This window comes from Nonomuraea sp. MG754425 (genome assembly GCF_021699195.1).
In the GTDB taxonomy this organism is placed as follows: Bacteria; Actinomycetota; Actinomycetes; order Streptosporangiales; family Streptosporangiaceae; genus Nonomuraea.
This window is the reverse complement of record NZ_SSXE01000197.1, coordinates 1-17,548: the sequence shown is the minus strand read 5'-3', so window position 1 is coordinate 17,548 and position 17,548 is coordinate 1. Positions and strand designations below refer to the sequence as shown.

The 17,548-nt window shown below is 73.8% G+C and carries 18 protein-coding genes and 1 pseudogene; 8 read left to right on the top strand and 11 right to left on the bottom strand.

From position 1 onward, the window contains the following. Nucleotides 1-766 (bottom strand): annotated as a pseudogene (locus FAF44_RS43535) (hypothetical protein); the annotation flags it as partial. A gap of 591 nt (nt 767-1,357) precedes the next feature. On the opposite strand from FAF44_RS43535, the gene FAF44_RS43530 reads away from it, so the two are divergent. Next, complete coding sequence (locus FAF44_RS43530) at nt 1,358-1,888, top strand: hypothetical protein (protein WP_237109270.1); 531 nt, start codon at nt 1,358-1,360, stop codon at nt 1,886-1,888. A 70-nt stretch (nt 1,889-1,958) separates the two neighbouring features. On the opposite strand, the gene FAF44_RS43525 is transcribed toward FAF44_RS43530, so the two are convergent. The 3 genes from FAF44_RS43525 to FAF44_RS43515 are packed head-to-tail and all read right to left on the bottom strand — an operon-like array spanning nt 1,959 to nt 5,201. Beyond that, nucleotides 1,959-2,618 (bottom strand): response regulator transcription factor, encoded by a 660-nt coding sequence (locus FAF44_RS43525; RefSeq protein ID WP_237109269.1) that lies wholly within the window; start codon nt 2,616-2,618, stop codon nt 1,959-1,961. After that, nucleotides 2,615-3,739, bottom strand: a complete 1,125-nt coding sequence (locus FAF44_RS43520; protein WP_237109268.1) for a sensor histidine kinase — start codon at nt 3,737-3,739, stop codon at nt 2,615-2,617. The genes FAF44_RS43525 and FAF44_RS43520 overlap by 4 nt, the downstream gene beginning before the upstream one ends. Before the next feature lie 7 nt (nt 3,740-3,746). Next, a complete protein-coding gene (locus FAF44_RS43515) occupies nt 3,747-5,201 on the bottom strand; it encodes an alpha/beta fold hydrolase (RefSeq protein ID WP_237109267.1) in 1,455 nt (484 codons plus the stop codon). A 143-nt stretch (nt 5,202-5,344) separates the two neighbouring features. Here FAF44_RS43515 and FAF44_RS43510 point away from each other — a divergent pair, with 143 nt between their 5' ends. Further along, nucleotides 5,345-6,133, top strand: a complete 789-nt coding sequence (locus FAF44_RS43510) for an SAM-dependent methyltransferase (protein WP_237109266.1) — start codon at nt 5,345-5,347, stop codon at nt 6,131-6,133. Nucleotides 6,134-6,145: 12 nt separating this feature from the next. On the opposite strand, the gene FAF44_RS43505 is transcribed toward FAF44_RS43510, so the two are convergent. The 6 genes from FAF44_RS43505 to FAF44_RS43480 all read right to left on the bottom strand — a co-directional run bounded on the left by FAF44_RS43505 (nt 6,146) and on the right by FAF44_RS43480 (nt 11,779). After that, the gene (locus FAF44_RS43505; protein WP_237109265.1) at nt 6,146-7,537 is read right to left on the bottom strand and encodes a glutamine synthetase family protein; all 1,392 of its coding nucleotides are present in this window, start codon (nt 7,535-7,537) and stop codon (nt 6,146-6,148) included. Between the two features lie 113 nt (nt 7,538-7,650). Continuing rightward, on the bottom strand, nt 7,651-8,427 hold the full coding sequence (locus tag FAF44_RS43500) for an LLM class flavin-dependent oxidoreductase (RefSeq protein ID WP_237109264.1): 777 nt from the start codon (nt 8,425-8,427) through the stop codon (nt 7,651-7,653). A 95-nt stretch (nt 8,428-8,522) separates the two neighbouring features. After that, on the bottom strand, nt 8,523-10,091 hold the full coding sequence (locus FAF44_RS43495) for an ABC transporter permease (protein WP_237109263.1): 1,569 nt from the start codon (nt 10,089-10,091) through the stop codon (nt 8,523-8,525). Next, nucleotides 10,088-10,978, bottom strand: a complete 891-nt coding sequence (locus FAF44_RS43490; RefSeq protein ID WP_237109262.1) for an ABC transporter ATP-binding protein — start codon at nt 10,976-10,978, stop codon at nt 10,088-10,090. The genes FAF44_RS43495 and FAF44_RS43490 overlap by 4 nt, the downstream gene beginning before the upstream one ends. Beyond that, nucleotides 10,975-11,604: a TetR/AcrR family transcriptional regulator gene (locus tag FAF44_RS43485; protein WP_237109261.1), complete on the bottom strand. Its 630-nt coding sequence runs from the start codon at nt 11,602-11,604 to the stop codon at nt 10,975-10,977. Before FAF44_RS43485 ends, FAF44_RS43490 begins: the two co-directional genes overlap by 4 nt. A gap of 10 nt (nt 11,605-11,614) precedes the next feature. Beyond that, entirely contained in the window at nt 11,615-11,779 is a 165-nt protein-coding gene (locus FAF44_RS43480; protein WP_237109260.1) for a hypothetical protein, read from the bottom strand. 126 nt (nt 11,780-11,905) lie between these two features. Here FAF44_RS43480 and FAF44_RS43475 point away from each other — a divergent pair, with 126 nt between their 5' ends. From FAF44_RS43475 to FAF44_RS56115, 5 genes are read left to right on the top strand one after another with little or no spacing between them, the layout of a single operon-like run. Next, nucleotides 11,906-13,108, top strand: coding sequence for a CaiB/BaiF CoA-transferase family protein (locus FAF44_RS43475; protein WP_237109259.1), 1,203 nt, complete (start codon nt 11,906-11,908; stop codon nt 13,106-13,108). Further along, on the top strand, nt 13,109-13,705 hold the full coding sequence (locus tag FAF44_RS43470; protein ID WP_237109258.1) for an isochorismatase family protein: 597 nt from the start codon (nt 13,109-13,111) through the stop codon (nt 13,703-13,705). Then, complete coding sequence (locus tag FAF44_RS43465; RefSeq protein ID WP_237109257.1) at nt 13,702-14,685, top strand: LLM class flavin-dependent oxidoreductase; 984 nt, start codon at nt 13,702-13,704, stop codon at nt 14,683-14,685. Before FAF44_RS43470 ends, FAF44_RS43465 begins: the two co-directional genes overlap by 4 nt. After that, nucleotides 14,682-15,080: a CoA transferase gene (locus tag FAF44_RS43460; protein ID WP_237109256.1), complete on the top strand. Its 399-nt coding sequence runs from the start codon at nt 14,682-14,684 to the stop codon at nt 15,078-15,080. The genes FAF44_RS43465 and FAF44_RS43460 overlap by 4 nt, the downstream gene beginning before the upstream one ends. A 9-nt stretch (nt 15,081-15,089) precedes the next feature. Next, nucleotides 15,090-15,878: an IclR family transcriptional regulator gene (locus FAF44_RS56115; RefSeq protein ID WP_237109255.1), complete on the top strand. Its 789-nt coding sequence runs from the start codon at nt 15,090-15,092 to the stop codon at nt 15,876-15,878. 6 nt (nt 15,879-15,884) lie between these two features. Here the strand turns inward: FAF44_RS56115 and FAF44_RS43450 are convergent, their stop codons facing one another. Next, nucleotides 15,885-16,592: a hypothetical protein gene (locus tag FAF44_RS43450; RefSeq protein WP_237109254.1), complete on the bottom strand. Its 708-nt coding sequence runs from the start codon at nt 16,590-16,592 to the stop codon at nt 15,885-15,887. 755 nt (nt 16,593-17,347) lie between these two features. On the opposite strand from FAF44_RS43450, the gene FAF44_RS43445 reads away from it, so the two are divergent. Beyond that, nucleotides 17,348-17,548: hypothetical protein (locus FAF44_RS43445; protein WP_237109253.1), on the top strand; the 201-nt coding region annotated here is incomplete at its 3' end.

Sequence of the window (17,548 nt, the reverse complement as noted above, 5' to 3'; positions counted from 1 at the left end):
CCGTCGGCGTCTGGGTCGGGGTCTCCGGCGGGATCGGGGCCGTGGTGGGGGTGTCGGTGGGCAGCGGCGTGACCGTCTGCGTCGGGGTGGGGCACGGAGTCGGGGTCTGCCACTTCGGGACGCCCGTCAGCCACTGCTTGAGACGCTTCCAGTCGTTCTTGCCGTGCGGGCGCGACCTCATGGGCTGCGACAGGTCGAGGACGTAGGCGGCCGTGGCCGTCTGCCCGTCCGTGGTGGCCGTCACCGACACCCAGGCGTCCTGCTCGATCTGCTCGGCCTGCTCGTCCTCGCCGCGCAGGCGCACGGGCAGGCGGGTCGAGTCCGCCAGCGTGTACGACTGCTCGAAACCGTCCTGGCTGCGTACCGTGAGGGAGCCCTCGGCCTGGGCGGTCACCTGTCCGGTCTGGGCGAGCAGGGTGACGGTGCCGCAGCCGTCCGCGGTCGCCACCGCGAACTCGCCGTGCATGGTGCCGACGAAGCCCCACGGGTTGATGGGCGGCAGTTCGATGGGGGCGGGTGACTCGGTGGGCGTGTCAGTGGGTGGTTCGGTCGGCGTGCCGGGCGGGGTCTCGGTCGGGGTTGTGGTGGGTGGCTCGGTCGGGGTCTCGGTGGCCGCCGGCGGCGGGGTGGCGGCCGAGGCCGTGACGGTCGTTCCGAGGCCGCCTGCCGCGAGGACGGCGACGGTCGCGATCGTGAGCAGTTGTCTGGGGACCCGCTCGCGGCGGGGGCGTTCCTCGAACGGCTGGCCGGGACTCGTGGGCGTCACCAGGTCCTCCACGGAAGGTCGGTGGGGTCGGATCGGGACAGGGCCCTGCCACGCGGGCGCGTCGGGCGCACGGCGACCACCGCCGTGGCGGCGCGCCATGGCGTGGCGGGCGTAGATGGACTCGCGTCGTTCTGCCGAAGGCCAACGGGCCGGACTCTGCCCGGAGGCGAACAGGTCGAGCGTTGTCGATGGGCGGTCAGGTCGAATTACGGCGCCGGCACCGCCACATGTGTGACGCGGGTGCCTGGCGCGAACGCCGGCTCTGGTTGGACGTCGTGCAACCTCGGCCGGTTCCCGCCTGTTTCACGGGGATAGTCCGGTTAGTAGCGTTCGGCGGGTTTCGAGGTCCGGCGTCTGCTAGAAGGGACGCAGGTCAGCGGCCGTCCGGAAGAGCCCGGCCCGGATCCGTTCCTGGCTCGGCGAACCTCACCGCAGGCCGGGTGACGCCACCGCGCGGCCGACCTCCTCGTCGGCGGGTGGGACGAAGGTCCCGGCGGCGCGGGCCGTACGGCACTGCCGGGCAGGTGCCCTCTCGCGATGTGCTTGGAGTGCGGCAACAAGGACGCACCCCCAGCGAAAGGCAGGCTCGCCATGGCAACCACCGTCAACCGGCCCGTCGTGCGGACCCACGGCGGCACCGCGGTCGTCCGGCGTCCGGCCGACTACGTCTGGGCGCTCGCCCGGATCGCGATCGGCTGGATCTTCCTGTGGGCGTTCCTGGACAAGACCTTCGGCCTCGGTTTCGCCACTCCGGCGGAGCGGGCCTGGACCGCCGGGGGCAGCCCCACCACCGGCTTCCTCAAGGGCACCGGCGAGAACGCGCTCGGCGGCCTGTTCTCGGCCCTGGCCGGGCAGCCGTGGGTGGACTGGCTGTTCATGACCGGCCTGCTCGGCATCGGGCTCGCGCTGGTCCTGGGCGTCGGCACCCGGATCGCCGCCGCCACCGGCTCGCTGCTCATGCTCCTCATGTGGGCGGCGGCCCTGCCCCTGGACACCAACCCGTTCATGGACGAGCACCTGATCTACGCGATCGTCATCACCGGCCTCGCCCTCACCGGAGCGGGCAGCACCCTCGGGCTCGGCAACCTGCCCGTCGTGCGGCGGACGGGCTGGCTGAGGTAGCGCGCGTGGCACACCGGCGCCCACCACGCGGTGGGCGCCGCCGTGTTTTCCCGGCCCTCTCCCGGCCGGGTCAGGGCGGGTCGGCCCAGGTGACCAGCCCGTGCCGGTGCGCGTAGACGGCGGCCTGGACGCGGGTGCGCAGCCCGAGCTTGGAAAGGATGCGCTCGATGTGCACCTTGACCGTGCCGGGCGCGATGACCAGCGCCCCGGCGATCTCGGCGTTGCTGCTGCCGGCCGCCAGGTGGCGCAGGACGTCGGTCTCGCGCGGCGTCAGGGCGGCCAGTTCGCTGGTGGGCGGGCGGGGCGAGGTGGCGGCGAAGTGCCGCAGCAGACGGGGGGTCACCTGGGGGTCCACCAGGCCCTGCCCGTCGTGGGCGACCCGGACCGCGTCGATGATCAGGTCCGGGTCGCTCTCCTTCAGCAGGAACCCGACCGCGCCCGCCTGGAGCGCGCCGAAGAGGTACTCGTCCAGGTTGAACGTGGTCAGCGCGACGACCGCGGGCGGCGGGACGAGGGCCAGCAGGCCGCGGATCGCGGACAGGCCGTCCATGCGCGGCATGCGGATGTCGGTGAGGACGACGTCCGGCCGGTGCCGGCGCGCCATCTCGACCACCTCGTAGCCGTCACAGGCCGCCGCCACCACCTCGAGATCCGGCTCCGACGACAGCAGCAGCCGCAGGCCCTCCCGGGTGGGCGCCTGGTCGTCGGCGACGATCACGCGAATGCTCATGACAGGTCTCCTGAGGCGTCCGGACGCTCCGCCTTCTGGCAGCCGACGGGGATGCGCACGCTGACCCGCCAGCCGTGCGGGCTGCGCGGACCGGCGCTGAACGTGCCGCCGAGCGAGGTCACCCGGTCCCGCATGCCCCGCAGGCCGCCGCTCTCACCCGGGACGTCCTGGCCGGGGACGGCGTGTCCGTCGTCCTCCACGGCGGCGGTCAGCGCCCCGTCGGCGCGGCCGATCCGCACCGCGGCGCGGCGCACGCCCGAGTGCCGCATGACGTTGGTCAGCGACTCCTGGACGATCCGGTACACCGCGTACCTGACCTGCGGCGGCACGTCCTCGCCCGGTGGGGCGCCGTCCAGCCGCACCCGCAGCCCCTGGTGGGACAGCCGCGCGACCAGCGCGCGCAGGTCGGCGTCGCCGTCGGCGGGAGGGTCGTCGCGCAGCAGCCCGAGCAGCCGCCGGGTCTCGGCGAGCGCGGTCGCGGAGATCTCGGCGATCACCGTCAGCGCCTGGCCGGCGTCGGCGGCCGTGGCCCGCCGCGCGCCCACGGCCTGCAGCCGGATGGCGCTGAGATGGTGGCCCACCACGTCGTGCACCTCCCGCGCGATCCTGGCCCGCTCCTGCGCCAGCCGCAGCAGCGCGGCCTGCTCGGCGTGGTCGTGCCGCAGGCGCAGGACGTGGCCGAACGCCACCGGCGCCAGCCCGGACGTCACCGACGTGATCAGGCCGGTCGGCTGCGCCAGGCTGCCGAGTTGCACGAGGTCGAGCACCAGCAGCCAGCAGACCACGGCCACCGTCGGCGGCCAGCGCCGCCGCCCGGCGTGGTAGGCGGCCGACGCGAACGCCGCCACCGTCACCCACGTCCCGGTCTCCGGCTGGTCGAGCAGCTTGGCGAGCAGGACGGCCGCGCACGAGGCGAGCGCGGCCGTCATCGGGAGCCTGCGGCGCAGGGTGAGCGGCGCGCACGCCGCGCAGACCAGCGCCACCCACAGCAGCGACGGTGCCGCGCGGGCCGTGTCCGCGGCCGGGCCCAGCAGCGGGTAGCCCACGATCACCAGCGCCGCGAGCACCGCCAGCGCGCCGTCCCGCACCAGGACGGGACGGGCGCGCCACGTGGTGATCATGCGCCGGTCACCCGCGGGGGATCCTGGCCACGAGGTCACCGGGGCAGCGCGCCCCGGGCGGGGGCAACGTCCCGGCCGTCAGGTAGTCGTGGACGTGACGGCGCAGACAGGTGTCATTCAGCCCGGCCACCCCCTGCATGAGGTACGCCGCGTGCCCGTCGCCGTGCTGGACCACCCGCGCCCCCGGGATCTGCCCGGCCAGGTGCTCGGCCCCCAGGTGGGGCGTGGTGATGTCGGTGTCGCCGATCACGATCAGCACGGGCGGCACGCCCTTGACGCGCACCGGATGCGGCGGGTAGGCGGGATCCTTGCCCATGCCCACGCAGCGGGCCACCTGGTAGCGGCCCTGGACCCAGCCGATCCGCGGCGCGAGCGCGCGCAGCCGCGACTCGACGGCCAGGAACTCGCGGTAACCGGGCGTCTCGGGCATGAAGTCGTGACAGAGCATCGCGCCATGAGGGTATCCGGGCTTCTCGGGTGGGAGGGGACGCAGCTTCGCCAGGTCCGTCGCGTCGCCGTCGGCGGCCCGGCGCAGCGCGGCGGCCAGCCGCGGCCAGGCGGGCGGGGTGAGCCCCTCGGTGACCGCGACGAGGAACTCCCGCTCGCCGAGCGTCCGCTCGCCCGCGGGCAGCGGGGCCCGGCGTACGCGGGCGAGCAGGTCGTCGAACACCTCGATCGCGTCGGCGTCGCCGAGCGCGCAGCCGGCCGCGCACCAGTCGCGGAAGCGTTCGAGCTGCTGCTCCTGCGTACGGGCGTAGGCTCCCAGCCAGTGTTCGAGCGACGGCCGGCTGTGGTCGGGCATGCCGTCGAGCACCATGCGGCCGACCTTGCCGGGGAACAGCTCCATATAGGCCTGGCCGTACACGGTGCCGTAGGAGTTGCCGAAGTAGCGCAGCTTTGGCTCGCCGAGCGCGCGGCGCAGCGCCTCGAGGTCGTGGGCCACCTGCCAGGAGGTCAGGCCCTGGTAGGCGGCTCCCATGGCCTTCCGGCAGGAGGCGTCGTAGGCGGCGTTGGCCTTGGCGTGCGCCCGCCAGCCATCCGCGCCGGGCTGCAGCACCAGGCCGTCGATCCTCGGCTGCGGGATCGGGCACTCCACGAGCGCCTGGCTGCCCTTGTCGCCGAGGCCGCGCGGATCGATGAGGATCACGTCGAACCAGGTGGTCAGCTCCCGCACGACGGCGGGCATCGCGCGGACCGGCTGGATGGTGGCGCCGCCGCCGGTGTTGACGACGAGCGAGCCGAGCTTGCGGGCGGGGTCGCGGGCGGGCAGCCGCGCGGTGTCGACCTGGGTCGTGGGGCCGCCGGGCCGGTTCCAGTCGATCGGCACGGTGAGTTTCGCGCACTCCATGCCGTCGCCGCAGGCCGTCCACTTCAGGGCGGCGGGCCGGGACGTGGCGGTGGCCGGGCTCTGGAGGGAGGCGGTCAGGGCGAGTGCCGCCATGGCCGCACCGAGGATTCTCATGCCGCGAGTCTCGCCGGGGCCCCGGCGCGGGGGCATCTGCCGTCCGGCATATCCGTCCCGGCGCCGGGCCCTGGAGGTGCGGACGTTTCGGGGGTACATTCCAGGGCCTGTCCCATGATCGACGAGAGAGGACGGCCGCCCCCATGGACGCCGAATCCCGCATCGACGACACGAGACCCCACTCGGCCCGCGTCTGGAACTACCTGCTCGGCGGCGCCGAGAACTACCCCGTGGACCGCGCGGCCGGCGACCACCTGCTGCGCACGTTCCCCGACTTCGCGCGGGTGGCCGGGATCCAGCGGGAGTTCCTGCGCCGGGCGGTGAGCCATCTGGTCACCGAGACCGGTGTCCGTCAGTTCCTGGACATCGGGGCCGGGCTGCCCGCCGCCGACAACACCCACGAGGTGGCGCGGCGGCTGGCCCCCGGGTGCCGGGTGGTCTACGTCGACAACGATCCGCTGGTGCTGGCGCACGCGCGGACCCTGCTGGCCGGCTCCGCGCCGGGCGAGACCGCCTACCTCCACGCCGACGTGCGCGACCCGGCCGCGATCCTGGACGGCGCCGCCGCGACGCTGGACCTGTCCGAGCCGGTCGGCCTGATCATGCTGAGCATCGCCGGGCAGGTGCCCCGGCACGACGTGGCCGCCGGGCTGGTCCGCCGGTACGTGGCGGCGCTGCCGTCCGGCAGCCATCTGGTGCTGTCGGACGGGGTCGACGCCAACCCGGCGCTGGTGGAGGCGGTGACCTTCTACAACGAGCGGGCCGCCTTCCCGTACACGCTGCGCAGTCCTGACCAGGTGGCCGGCTTCTTCGACGGGCTGGACCTGGTGCCGCCGGGCGTGGTCCCGACGCCGTCGTGGCGGCCGGCCGGGCCGCAGCCGGCCGCTTCGGACGTGGTCAGCGCGGTGTGCGGGGTGGGGCGCAAGCCGTAGCCGCCGCGCCGGTCAGTAGAGCCAGCGGTAGGAGCGGACCACGTCCGCGGGGTCGAGGTCGGCGGCGCGGGCGGCGTCGGAGGCGCGCACCGCGCGGAAGGCGTCGGTGAGCTCCTCGCCGAGCGCGGCCCGGACGCGCGGGTTGTCGAGCAGAGCGGTGAGCTGCTGCTGGACGGTGGTGGGCAGCCGGTGCACGCCGTGCTCGGCGCGCCGCAGATCGTTCCAGGTGCCGGGGTCCTCCTGCACGGGATCGGGCAGGGTGAGACCGTCCTCGATGCCGGCCAGCCCGGCGGCGATGACGACGGCGAGCGCGAGGTAGGGGTTGGCGGCGGCGTCGGACGGCTTGAGCTCGACGTTGGCGTGCGCCGGACCGAGCAGGGCGGTCGACGGGACGAGCCGCAGCGCGGCCTCCCGGTTCTCCACGCCCCAGCAGGTGTAGGCGCCGGACCAGTACCCGGGCCGCAGCCGCTGCAACGAGGACAGGCTCGGCGCGGTGACGGCGACGATCGCGGGCAGGTCGCGCAGGAGACCGGCGATGTAGGCGGCGCCGTCGGCGGTGAGCCCGGCGGGGCCGTCGCCGCCGGACAGCAGGTGCTCGCCGTCGCGGGCGATCGAGGTGTGCAGGTGCCAGCCGTTGCCGACGTGGCCGGGGGTGACGAGCGGGGCGAAGCTGGCGCGCAGCCCGTGGGCGCGGGCGGCGGCGTGGATGGTCTGCCGGGTGAGGAGCTGCCGGTCGGCGGCGGTGACGGGGTCGGCGGGGGCGATGTTGAGCTCGTACTGGCCGGGGCCGTACTCGCCGTGGAACTGGCCGACGGGCACGCCGTTGCGGTGCAGGTCACGCAGCAGTTGCCCGGAGAAGGCGTCCACGGCGAGCAGCTTGGTGGGGCCGTAGGAGGGGCCCGCGTAGACGGGGCGCGGGTCGGGGGCGTCGTCGCCGGCGGCGCTGAGGTGGAACTCGATCTCGTACCCGGCGCGCAGTTCCAGGCCGAGGGCGGCGGCTCGGGCGACCTGGCGTTCGAGGGCGCCGCGCTGGTCGTAGGGCCACGGGGAGCCGTCGGCGGCGACCTGGCGGCCGGGGACCCACGCGAAGGAGGGCTGCCCGGCCAGATGGACGAGCCGGTCGGTGACGGGGACCAGGCGGATGTCGCCCGAGGGGGTGGCGAGCGGGGGATGGTCGAAGGTGATGGTGTCGTGCGAGTCGAAGACGGCGAACAGCGGCGTCACGCCGACCCCGCGCGCGGCGGCGGCGCCGAACTGGTCGACGGGCACGGTGCGCGAGCGCGGGATGCCGTTGTTGTCGGCCCAGACGATCGTGACCCCGGCGACGCCGGCGGCGGCGAGATCGAGGTCGAGGGTCTGCGCGGCGGCCTGCGGCGCGCCGGTGGTTGCTTCCTGGTCGAGCATCGACGTCCCTCTCGTGAGCGGCCCGCGTCGGACCTTATAGCCGGTACGGTGCCCGGCGGGCGCGCCACGCCAGAATCGGTCGGAAGGTGGCCCGTTATGCCGTTAATGCCAGGTCAGCGGGGTGGTCCTGCGGCGATCGTGGCGCGGGCGTCCGCGATGCCGCCGCGCCACCAGCCCATCGCCTCGACCCACCACGTCATGCCGGCCGCCGCGTAGGCGTCGATGTGGCCGTCGGCGGCGCGGCCCTCCAGCGCGACGTCGAAGCCGTCCAGCGAGCCGCGCTGCTCGGCCAGGTAGCCGGTGACCCGTGCGAACTCCTCCGGGGGGACGGGCCGGCCGTGGCCGTAGTCGTGGAAGGTGGGCATCGCGCCGTCCCAGCGGGCGGCCCGGCGGAATCCGGCGCGGGTGGGCCACCGTCCCGGGCACCAGATCGGGATCCGCGGTCGCTGGACGGGCGGTGGCGGCAGCTCCGCCCACAGCCGCGTCAGGTCGCGCAGGCCGTCGTCGAGCCGGGCGGCGCGGGCTTTCAGGTCGGGGTCCTCGCCGAAGTCGGCGTACTCGGCGTCCATGGACCCGAGGCCCGCGCCGAACACGAGCCGCCCGCCGGAGAGCCGGTCGAGGGCGGCGCTCTCCTTGGCGACGATCTGGACGCGCCGCCGGGGCAGCGCCGTCATGAGGATGCCCAGCCGGACGCGGCTCGTGCGGGCCGCGATGGCCGACAGGGTCACGACGGGGCTCGCCACCGGCCAGGAGCGGTCGTGGTAGAGCAGATGGTCCCAGAGGTAGACGCCGTCCCAGCCGTGCTCCTCGGCGGCGACGGCGAGCTCGGTCAGGAGGACGGGGTCGCCGAACTCGCCGACGTTGGGCAGGCCGACTGCGAAGTGCACCATGGACCAAGGCTAGTCAGGGACGACCCGGCCGGGGCGGCGCGCACGCCCCGGCCGGGTCACGGATGCTCAGGTTTCGGCCGGTCAGGCTTCGACGGTCAGGTGGACGGGGCCAGGTCGCGGCGGCGCAGCAACGCCAGCCCCGCCGCCGCCAGCCCGCCGGCCAGCGCGGTCAGCACCAGCAGCGGCACCACCGGAGACGCGTCCCCGCCCAGCAGCAGCGCCGGGACGTGCACGAACGGCGACAACTCCAGGACGACCCCCTCGGCCAGCCGGAACTCCGCCAGCAGGTCGATGACCAGGAACAGGCCGAGCGCGGTCCAGCTCACCGCCGTCGCCGGCCGGGGCAGCGCGCCGCACAGCAGCGTCGCGATCCCGACCACGGTCCACACCGCCGGCAGGTAGGCGAGGGTGGCGGCGGTGACGCGGACCGGGTCGCCGTAGGCGAGCCCCGCCGCCCCGCCCAGCACGGCCAGCAGCAGCGCCGGGCCCAGGGCGGCGAACACCAGGTGGCTCGCCGCCCAGCGCAGCCGGCCGATCGGGGTGGACAGCAGCAGGTCGGCCCGGCCGGCCGCCTCCTCGGTGCGGGCGCGGACGGCCGACACCAGCGCGGCCCCGGCCACGAGCTGGCTGAGCACGTACATCATGAACGTGAAGAACACGTCGGAGATATGGGCGCCGGCGCCGCCGACGGTCGCGGCCAGCTCCCGGAACTGCGGCGTGTCGAGCTGGGCGTCGAGCCCGCGCGCGGCCACCCCGAGCAGCGCCCCCAGCAGGCCGAAGCCGACGGCGAAGCCCGCCAGCGGGCCCCGGTGCAGCCGCCCGGCCAGCCCGAGCACGCCCGCCGGGCCTCCGGAGGCGGGCCCGAGCCGGGCGGGCAGCAGGCCGCCGGCCACGTCGCGCCGGGTGGACAGCAGGAACGCGGCGGCCGACAGGACGGCGGCGAACGCCACGAGCAGCCCCAGCACCCACCACCGGTCGCCCGCGTACGGCCTGGTCAGCCGGACCCAGCCGAACGGCGTCAGCCACGCCGCCCAGGCGACGCCACCGGCGTCGGCCAGCGCGCGCAGCGCGAAGAGCAGCGCCCCGGCGGAGACGGCGAGACCGCGTGCCGTGCCGGACGACGCGCTGAGCTGCGCGGCGAGCGCGGCCACGGCCGCGAGCGCCCAGCCGCCCCCTGCGATGGACAGCCCGAACAGCAGCGAGGAGCCCGCGGGCAGGCCGGCGGCGCTCAGGCCGGGCACCGACAGCAGGCCCAGCAGCAGGTTGCCGCCCAGCACGACGACGAGCGCGGCGGCCAGCGGGGCGTGCCGGCCGACGACGCCCGACGACAGCAGCTCGCGCCGCCCGGTCTCCTCCTCGGCGCGGGTGTGCCTGATCACCAGCAGGATGCTGACCAGGCCGCCGATCAGGGTCAGGGACGAGCCGAGCGTCCAGGCGGTCAGGCCGCCCACGCCGGCGGAGTAGATCGCGCCGCGCGTGGCGAGCTGCGCGGGGTTGCTCATCGACAGCGCCGCGAAGGAGTCGCGGGCGGCCTGGTCGGCGTACAGGTCGAGGGTGGCGGAGGCGATGCTGGACGGCAGCAGCGCGGTGCCGGCGATCCACACCGGCAGCAGCACGCGGTCCCTGCGCAGGATGAGCCGGATCAGCGCCCAGGTGCCGGTCATCGGGCCGCGCCCGCGTAGTGCCGCAGGAACAGCTCCTCCAGCGTGGGCGGCTGGGTGGTCAGCGTGCGCACGCCCGCCGCGGCCAGCTCGGCGAGCACCGGGGTGAGCGCGTCGCCGTCCACCTGGCAGTGCAGGCGGGTGCCCTCGACGGTGAGGTCGTGCACGCCGGGCAGCGCGGCCAGGCCGGGCGCGGGCCCGGCCAGCTCGGCGCGCACCGAGGTGCGGGTGAGGTGGCGCAGCTCGGCCAGGCTGCCGGACTCGACGGTGCGGCCGGCGCGGATGATGCTGACGCGGTCGCACAGCGTCTCCACCTCCGACAGGATGTGGCTGGACAGCAGCACCGTCCGGCCGCGGCGCTTCTCCTCCAGCACGCACTGGTTGAAGACGGCCTCCATCAGCGGGTCGAGGCCCGAGGTGGGCTCGTCCAGCACCAGCAGCTCCACGTCGGAGGCGAACGCGGACACCAGCGCCACCTTCTGCCGGTTGCCCTTGGAGTAGGTGCGGCACCGCTTGCGCGGGTCGAGCTCGAAGCGGTCGAGCAGGTCGGCGCGGCGTCGCGGGTCGAGGCCGCCGCGTACCCGGCCCAGCAGGCCGATGACCTCGCCGCCGGTCAGCGACGGCCACAGGGTGACGTCGCCGGGCACGTAGGCGAGGCGGCGGTGCAGCTCGGTGGCGTCGTGCCACGGGTCGCCGCCGAGTAACGCGACCTGCCCGCCGTCGGCGCGCATCTGGCCCAGCAGGATGCGGATCGTGGTGGTCTTTCCCGCGCCGTTGGGGCCGAGGAAGCCGTGCACCTCGCCCGTCCTGACGGTGAGATCGAGCCCGTCGAGGGCCCTGGCCTGGCCGAAGGTCTTGACCAGGCCGTCGGCGTGCACTGCGGCGTTCATCGCTGTCCTTCGTACTTCTCCAGGCCCGTCCGTGCCTGTTCGAACAGGTCGCGGCCGAGGAACTCCGGTCGGATCAGGTCGAGCTGCGCCTTGCTGACGCGCAGCGCGCCCTGCTGGGCGTACATGTCGGTGCCGAGAGCGCGGGAGACGTGCTCGTGCAGCACCGTGATGCCGAGCTTCATCGCCGTCAGCACCGCCGCGCGGGCGCGGTGGTCGTCGTCCGAGCCCGGCTCGTCGCTCGCGAGGTGCTCCTCGGTGAGGCGGACGAGGTCGTCGAACATCGTGGCGGCGGCGGGGGAGCCCTCCACGAGGGCGCGGCCGAGGTATTTCATCAGGGGCGGCGCGGTGCGGTGCACGCTCTCGATGAACTCCGGTTTCTCCAGGTTGTGCTCGGTGATGCCCGCGTTGACCTGGTCGCGCAGGTAGGCCAGGACGTACTCGTCGCAGGAGCGCCGCAGCGCTTCCTTGCTGCCGAAGTGGTGCTGCACCAGGCCGGGAGAGACCTTGGCAGCCTCGGCGATGCCGCGGATCGTGGTGGCCTTGACCCCCTGCTCGGCGAACAGCCCGAGGGCGGCGTCGCGGATGCGGGCGCGGGTCGTCAGATCCTCTTCACTGATTGGTCGCACGTTCAAGAGTCTATACAAATGTATTGGACACAGTGCAACTGTTCAGCGGGCGGGGGCAGCCGGACGCCGCCGTGAGGTCGTAGGCCGACCACGGCTCGTACGGGCGGCGGGTGAAGTGGGTGTCGTCGAAGACGACGGGCGAGCGGCGGTGCGGGTTGGAGCTGACCGACACCACGCGCGCGCCGGTGGCCTCAAGTGCTCTGACCGGCGGCGACGGTGAGGGATCTTTCAGGGTGTTCCATTATGGGAAAAGCTGTTTCAAAATGAACGGGCAGTAGTCCCTCGCCCGAGTAGGAACCCCATGCCCCGGTACGACCTGCCCCTGGACGACATCCGCGTCGTCGAACTCGGTCAGCTCCTGGCCGGCCCGTTCTGCGGGCAACTGCTCGGCGACTTCGGCGCCGAGGTCATCAAGGTCGAGGACCCGGGGCGAGGCGACCCGATGCGTCAGTGGGGCAGGGAGAAGCCGCACGGACGCTCGCTGTGGTGGCCGGTCGTGGCGCGTAACAAGAAGTCGGTCACCTGCGACCTGCGCACGCCCGAAGGGCAGGACCTGGTCAAACGGCTCGTGGCCGAGGCGGACGTGCTGCTGGAGAACTTCCGTCCCGGCACCCTGGAGCGCTGGGGCATGTCCCCCGCGGAACTGCACGCGATCAACCCCTGGCTGGTGATCACCCGGGTCACCGGGTTCGGCCAGACCGGACCGTACGCGCCGCGCGCCGGATACGGCTCCATCGGCGAGGCGATGGGCGGCATCCGCCACGTCACCGGCGACCCCGACCGGCCGCCGTCCCGCGCCGGGATCTCGCTCGGCGACTCCCTGGCGGCCACCCACGCCTGCGTCGGCACCCTGGTCGCGCTGCACCAGCGCGAGCGCAGCGGCAAGGGGCAGGTCGTGGACTCGGCCATCTACGAGGCCGTCCTGGCCATGATGGAGTCGCTGCTGCCCGAATGGCAGCAGGCCGCCTACCAGCGCGAACGCACCGGCCCCGTGCTGCCGAACGTGTCACCCAGCAACGTCTACCCCACGGCGGACGGCGAGTCCGTGCTCATCGCCGCCAACCAGGACAGCGTCTTCGCCCGGCTGGCACGCGTGATGGGCGCCCCCGGACTGGCCGCCGACCCGCGCTTCGCCACGCACGGCGCGCGCGGCGAGCACATGGCGGAGCTGGACGGCCTCGTCGCCGCCTGGACGGCCACCCTGCCCGCCGAGGAACTGCTCCGGACGCTGCACGAGGGCGGCGTACCGGCCGGGCGCATCTACACGGCCGCCGACATGTTCGCCGACCCGCACTTCGCCGCCCGCGAGGCCATCGTGCGCGTGCCGCATCCGGAGTTCGGCGAGCTGGCCATGCAGAACGTCGTGCCGAAGCTCTCGGCCACGCCCGGCGCGGTACGCACCCCCGGCCCCGAACTCGGCCGGCACAACGACGAGGTCTACGGCGGGCTGCTCGGCCTGACCGGGGCGGAACTGGCCGGGCTGCGCGAGAAGGGCGTCATCTGAATGGACCCCTTCGACGGCGTGCTGCCCTTCGGCGAGCGGCCCGCGCTGCTCCTCGTCGACCTGATGCGGGCCTACTTCGAGCCCGGCGCCGCCCTGTACGTGGGCTCCCGCGACTGCCTGCGCTCGGCCGCGCGGCTCCTGTCGGCGGCCCGCCGGGCCGCGATCCCGGTCCTGCACACCCGGGTGGCGCACGAGCCCGGCGGTCTCGACGGCGGCCTGTTCTACCGCAAGGCGACGCCCCTGCGCTCGCTGCACGGCCCGCTCGGAGCGCTCATGCCCGAGGTCGCCCCGTCCGACGGGGAGATCGTCGTCGTCAAGCAGTACGCCAGCGCGTTCTTCGGCACCGCGCTCGCCGCCACGCTCACCGCGCTGCGCGTGGACACCCTCGTCATCACGGGGGTCTCCACCAGCGGATGCGTCCGGGCCAGCGCGGTGGACGCCGTCCAGCACGGGTTCGTGCCGATCGTCGTGCGGCAGGCCGTCGGCGACCGCTCGCCCGGCCCGCACGAGGCCGCCCTGTACGACATCCAGGCCAAGTACGGCGAGGTGTGGCAGGAACAGGCGGTGCTCGACCGGCTCGGCCGGCCCGCGTCATGAGGATCACCTACGGCCCGTGGGGGCAGACGCTGCAGGAGCTGGCCGCCGCCGCCCGCGCGGCCGAGGACGCGGGCGCCGAGGTGATCTGGGTGCCCGAACTGCACCGCAGCGCCACCGTCAGCGCCGCAGCCGTGGCGGGGACGCTGTCGCGGGCCGGCGTCGGCACCGCCGTCCGGCTCGCCTTCACCCGCAGCCCCATGACCACCGCGCTGGAGGCGCTCGACCTGGACGAGTTGACCGGCGGCCGGTTCGTGCTCGGCCTGGGCACCGGCACCCGCCGGCTCAACGAGCGCTGGCACGACGTCCCGTGGGACCGGCCGCTCACCCGGCTGCGCGAGACCGTCGAGGTGATCAGGGCGATCGTCGCCGGGCAACCGCTCCATTACGAGGGGACGTGCCGCCGGCTCGACGCGCGCGGCTGGCGGCGGCCCCACCCGCCGGTCCGCACCAGCATCCCCATCTACCTGGCCGCCGTCGGGCCGCAGCTCACCAGGCTGGCCGGGCGCATCGGCGACGGCTGGCTCTCCCACGAGCTGTGCTCGCCCGGCTACCTGCGCGAGCACGTCCTGCCGAACCTGTCGGCCGGGCTGGCGGGACGCCCGCGCGAACGGTTCGACGTGGTGGTCTCCGCCTGCTGCTCGATCGACCGCGACCCCGAGGCGGCCCGCCGCCGGGCGGTCGGGACGCTCGCCTTCTACGCGAGCGTCGCCACCTACCGGGACTTCTTCGCCTTCCACGACCTGGCCGCCGAGCACGCCGCCGCCGTCACCGCCTTCCGCGCCGGACGCCGCCCGGACGTGCCCGGCCACATGATCGACCCGCTGGTCCTGGCCGGGCCGCCCGACCAGGTGGCCGAGCGGCTGGCACGGTACGAGGGGCCGGCCGACACCGTCAAGCTCACCCCCGCCGTGCACGGCAACCCGCCGGAGGAGATCCGCCGCGACCAGGCCCGCATCATCGAGCTGATCGGAAGGTTATGAGAGCGCTGGAGGACGTCAGAGTCGTCAGCCTGGAGCAGTACGGCGCCGGGCCGTTCGGCAGCGTGCACCTGGCCGACCTCGGAGCCGAGGTCATCAAGATCGAGGACCCTCGGGTGGGCGGCGACGTCGGGCGTTACGTCCCCCCGTACGCCGACGAGGAGGACTCGCTGTTCTTCGAGACCTTCAACCGCAACAAGAAGTCCGTCTCGCTGGACCTGTCCGTCCCGGCCGGGCGCGAGGTCTTCGAGGATCTCGTACGGCACGGGGGACGCCGTCTACGCCACTGCCCCTCGCCGTTCCGAACGAGTCGTTTCAATATGGGAAACGCTGTAACGCTGAAGGTAACGACCTCCATCTTTTGTGTCAACGTGACCGCGTTTCCCTCACGGAAATAGACTGTGCGTGTGAGCGCTCAAGTCGAGACCGAGAATCAGAGCAGGTCCATCGCCTCGGTGGAGCGGGCGATGGACGTCCTGCTGCTGTTCGGCCGCAGCAACCGCCCCGACCTGGGCGTCACCGAGATCGCCACCGAGCTCGACCTGACCAAGGCGGCCGTGCACCGCATCCTCACGGCGCTGCGCAGCCGCGAGCTCATCGCGCTCGACCCGGCCACCCGGCGCTACTCCCTGGGGCACGCCGCCATCGCGCTCGGCCGCGCGTACATGGCCCGCACCGACCTGCGCGCCATGGCCGGTCCCGAGCTGAGCCGCCTGTCGCTGCGCACGGAGGAGACCGCCGCCCTGTCCGTACGGCGCGGCGACACCCGCCTCTACGTCGACCAGGTCGTGCCCGCGCAGGAACTGCGCATGGAGGTCTCGCTCGGCATCCCCTACCCGCTGCACGCGGGCAGCGCCTCCAAGGCGATCCTCGCCTTCCTGCGCGCCGAGGAGGTCGACGGCTACCTGGTCCGGCACAAGCTCGACGCCCTCACCCCGAAGACCATCACCGACCCCGAGAAGCTGCGCGCCGAACTCGCGTCCGTCAGGCGCCGCGGTTACGCCACCTCGCTCGGCGAGCGCCAGGACGGCGCCGCGTCCGTCGCCGCCCCGATCTTCGACCACGACGGCCTGGTGATCGCGGCCGTGAGCGTCTCCGGCCCGGCCACCCGCTTCAAGCCCCACCTCCAGGAGGCCGCGCGGGCGCTCCTGGAGACGACGGCCCGCCTGTCCGCCCGGCTCGGCCACCACGCGTAGCCGGGGTCACCACGTCGCGCCCGGTTTGAGCACGCCCAGCACGGCGGCGGCCAGCACGCTGGCCCAGATCGTCCAGACGAACGGCAGGCAGCCGTCCACCGAGCCGCGCAGCGCGCGCTCCACCTGCGGTGTGGAGCCCGTCGCGGTCAGCGTGCCGAAGGCCGGCCCGAACGCGCGCAGCCTGAGCCTGATGCCCAGCCCCGCCGCGATCGCCAGGGCGTACAGCGCCAGCTTGGCGCCCAGCCAGCGGGGATCGGTCTCGACGCCGAACGGGCGCTCGGCGACGAGCGTGTAGGCCGCCGCGCAGGCGATCGCGGCGACCAGCGCCAGCCGGATCGCCCAGTCGGCCCGCCGTACCAGCGGGAAACGGCCGTGCGTGCGGTGGTCGGCCACCGTCAGCGCCAGCCAGCCCAGCGCGAACGCCCACACCAGCAGCACCGACCAGAGCGGGAACAGCGGTACGCCGAACAGCTCCGCCCCGTGCGGCTCCAGCGCCGCCAGCGTGACCCCGCTGGGCAGGAAGAGCACCAGGCACACCTTCGGCCCGAGATCGAGCCCGCTCATGATCCGCAACGCGGTGGCGCGCGCCTGCGGGGTGGCGGCGGGATCGAGGACGTGCCTGCTGGAGTAGAACACCCCCAGGTCGCCGCCCAGCCAGAAGACGAACAGCACCAGGTGAAGGACGATCCACCAGCCGTGCGGATGAGGCCCCATGTACGTCCCTTCCAGACGGGCGGCGACCCTTTCGCGGCAAACTGGAAACGACGTTACACGACCCGAAACGCCATGAACCAGAGCCGGGCGTGACGGCCGGCCCGCCCTCGCGACGCCGACCCGACGGTGGGCCTGGGCGGCACCCGTCGCGCTCGTCGCGGTCGCGGCCGGCCACGTGCTGAAGGGAGCGAGGCGGCCGGTGCGTTCGCGTACGGGCAGGTGACGAGGATCGCCTCGTGAGGTCCGCACGGCATGTGTCTCCGCGGACACTCCGGGCGTCCGCCGTGCGCGCCGCGCGTGCTTGCGCCGCGAACGCCGGTACGAGACGCGACGAGCGCGGCCCGGCCACCCCATCGGCCGGAGTGGCTTGGGTCACAACACCGCAAGGGCGGCTGAACGCATGCTCTACCCGGCTATCACCTGGCCGGGCGAGGCCAGCGACGGGCGGGGCTGCGAGGTTTACCGGGCCCGCGTGGAGAGCCGATACATCGCGATCGCGGGCGTGACGTTCCGCCGACCGTTCACGCCTGTGGTTTGGGGCCGCTTTGGTGGCGATCAACGTCCTTCTTAACGACTGTCGCGATCTGTAGTCAGGCGCTTCCTGACGCGGATGACTCCGTGCTGCCGGGTAATCATCGCCAACCAGACTTTTGCCTCGCTGAGATCCACCTGCGCGGAGCCCCGGCCTAGCGTCGGGAGCTGAGGGGCCGTCAGGTGCCCCGGGAACCCCGAGAACAGCACGAGGTGAACTGGTCATGAACAAGATCCATAAGCTCCTCGCAGCAGGTGCCGTGGCATCTACGGCGCTCGTCGCCCCCGCGGCGACGGCAGCGGCAGCCCAGCCCGTTACGACCGGGACCACGGTGCAGCAGGCAAGCAGTCAGTCGATCGTCGCCGCAGCGCATCCCTGCTGGAAGCACAAGAACCCGGCCAAGTGCCGTAGCCACGGCGGTGGC

Excerpts from the sequence above, each read along its gene's own strand:
- FAF44_RS43500 (WP_237109264.1), bottom strand. The coding sequence starts at position 8,427 with ATGGTGCACTTCGCAGTCGGCCTGCCCAACGTCGGCGAGTTCGGCGAC.
- FAF44_RS43470 (WP_237109258.1), top strand. The coding sequence starts at position 13,109 with ATGGACCCCTTCGACGGCGTGCTGCCCTTCGGCGAGCGGCCCGCGCTG.
- FAF44_RS43520 (WP_237109268.1), bottom strand. The coding sequence starts at position 3,739 with ATGATCACCACGTGGCGCGCCCGTCCCGTCCTGGTGCGGGACGGCGCG.
- FAF44_RS43465 (WP_237109257.1), top strand. The coding sequence starts at position 13,702 with ATGAGGATCACCTACGGCCCGTGGGGGCAGACGCTGCAGGAGCTGGCC.
- FAF44_RS43475 (WP_237109259.1), top strand. The coding sequence starts at position 11,906 with ATGCCCCGGTACGACCTGCCCCTGGACGACATCCGCGTCGTCGAACTC.
- FAF44_RS43525 (WP_237109269.1), bottom strand. The coding sequence starts at position 2,618 with ATGAGCATTCGCGTGATCGTCGCCGACGACCAGGCGCCCACCCGGGAG.
- FAF44_RS43505 (WP_237109265.1), bottom strand. The coding sequence starts at position 7,537 with ATGCTCGACCAGGAAGCAACCACCGGCGCGCCGCAGGCCGCCGCGCAG.
- FAF44_RS43510 (WP_237109266.1), top strand. The coding sequence starts at position 5,345 with ATGGACGCCGAATCCCGCATCGACGACACGAGACCCCACTCGGCCCGC.
- FAF44_RS43530 (WP_237109270.1), top strand. The coding sequence starts at position 1,358 with ATGGCAACCACCGTCAACCGGCCCGTCGTGCGGACCCACGGCGGCACC.
- FAF44_RS43495 (WP_237109263.1), bottom strand. The coding sequence starts at position 10,091 with ATGACCGGCACCTGGGCGCTGATCCGGCTCATCCTGCGCAGGGACCGC.
- FAF44_RS43515 (WP_237109267.1), bottom strand. The coding sequence starts at position 5,201 with ATGAGAATCCTCGGTGCGGCCATGGCGGCACTCGCCCTGACCGCCTCC.
- FAF44_RS43490 (WP_237109262.1), bottom strand. The coding sequence starts at position 10,978 with ATGAACGCCGCAGTGCACGCCGACGGCCTGGTCAAGACCTTCGGCCAG.
- FAF44_RS43450 (WP_237109254.1), bottom strand. The coding sequence starts at position 16,592 with ATGGGGCCTCATCCGCACGGCTGGTGGATCGTCCTTCACCTGGTGCTG.
- FAF44_RS43460 (WP_237109256.1), top strand. The coding sequence starts at position 14,682 with ATGAGAGCGCTGGAGGACGTCAGAGTCGTCAGCCTGGAGCAGTACGGC.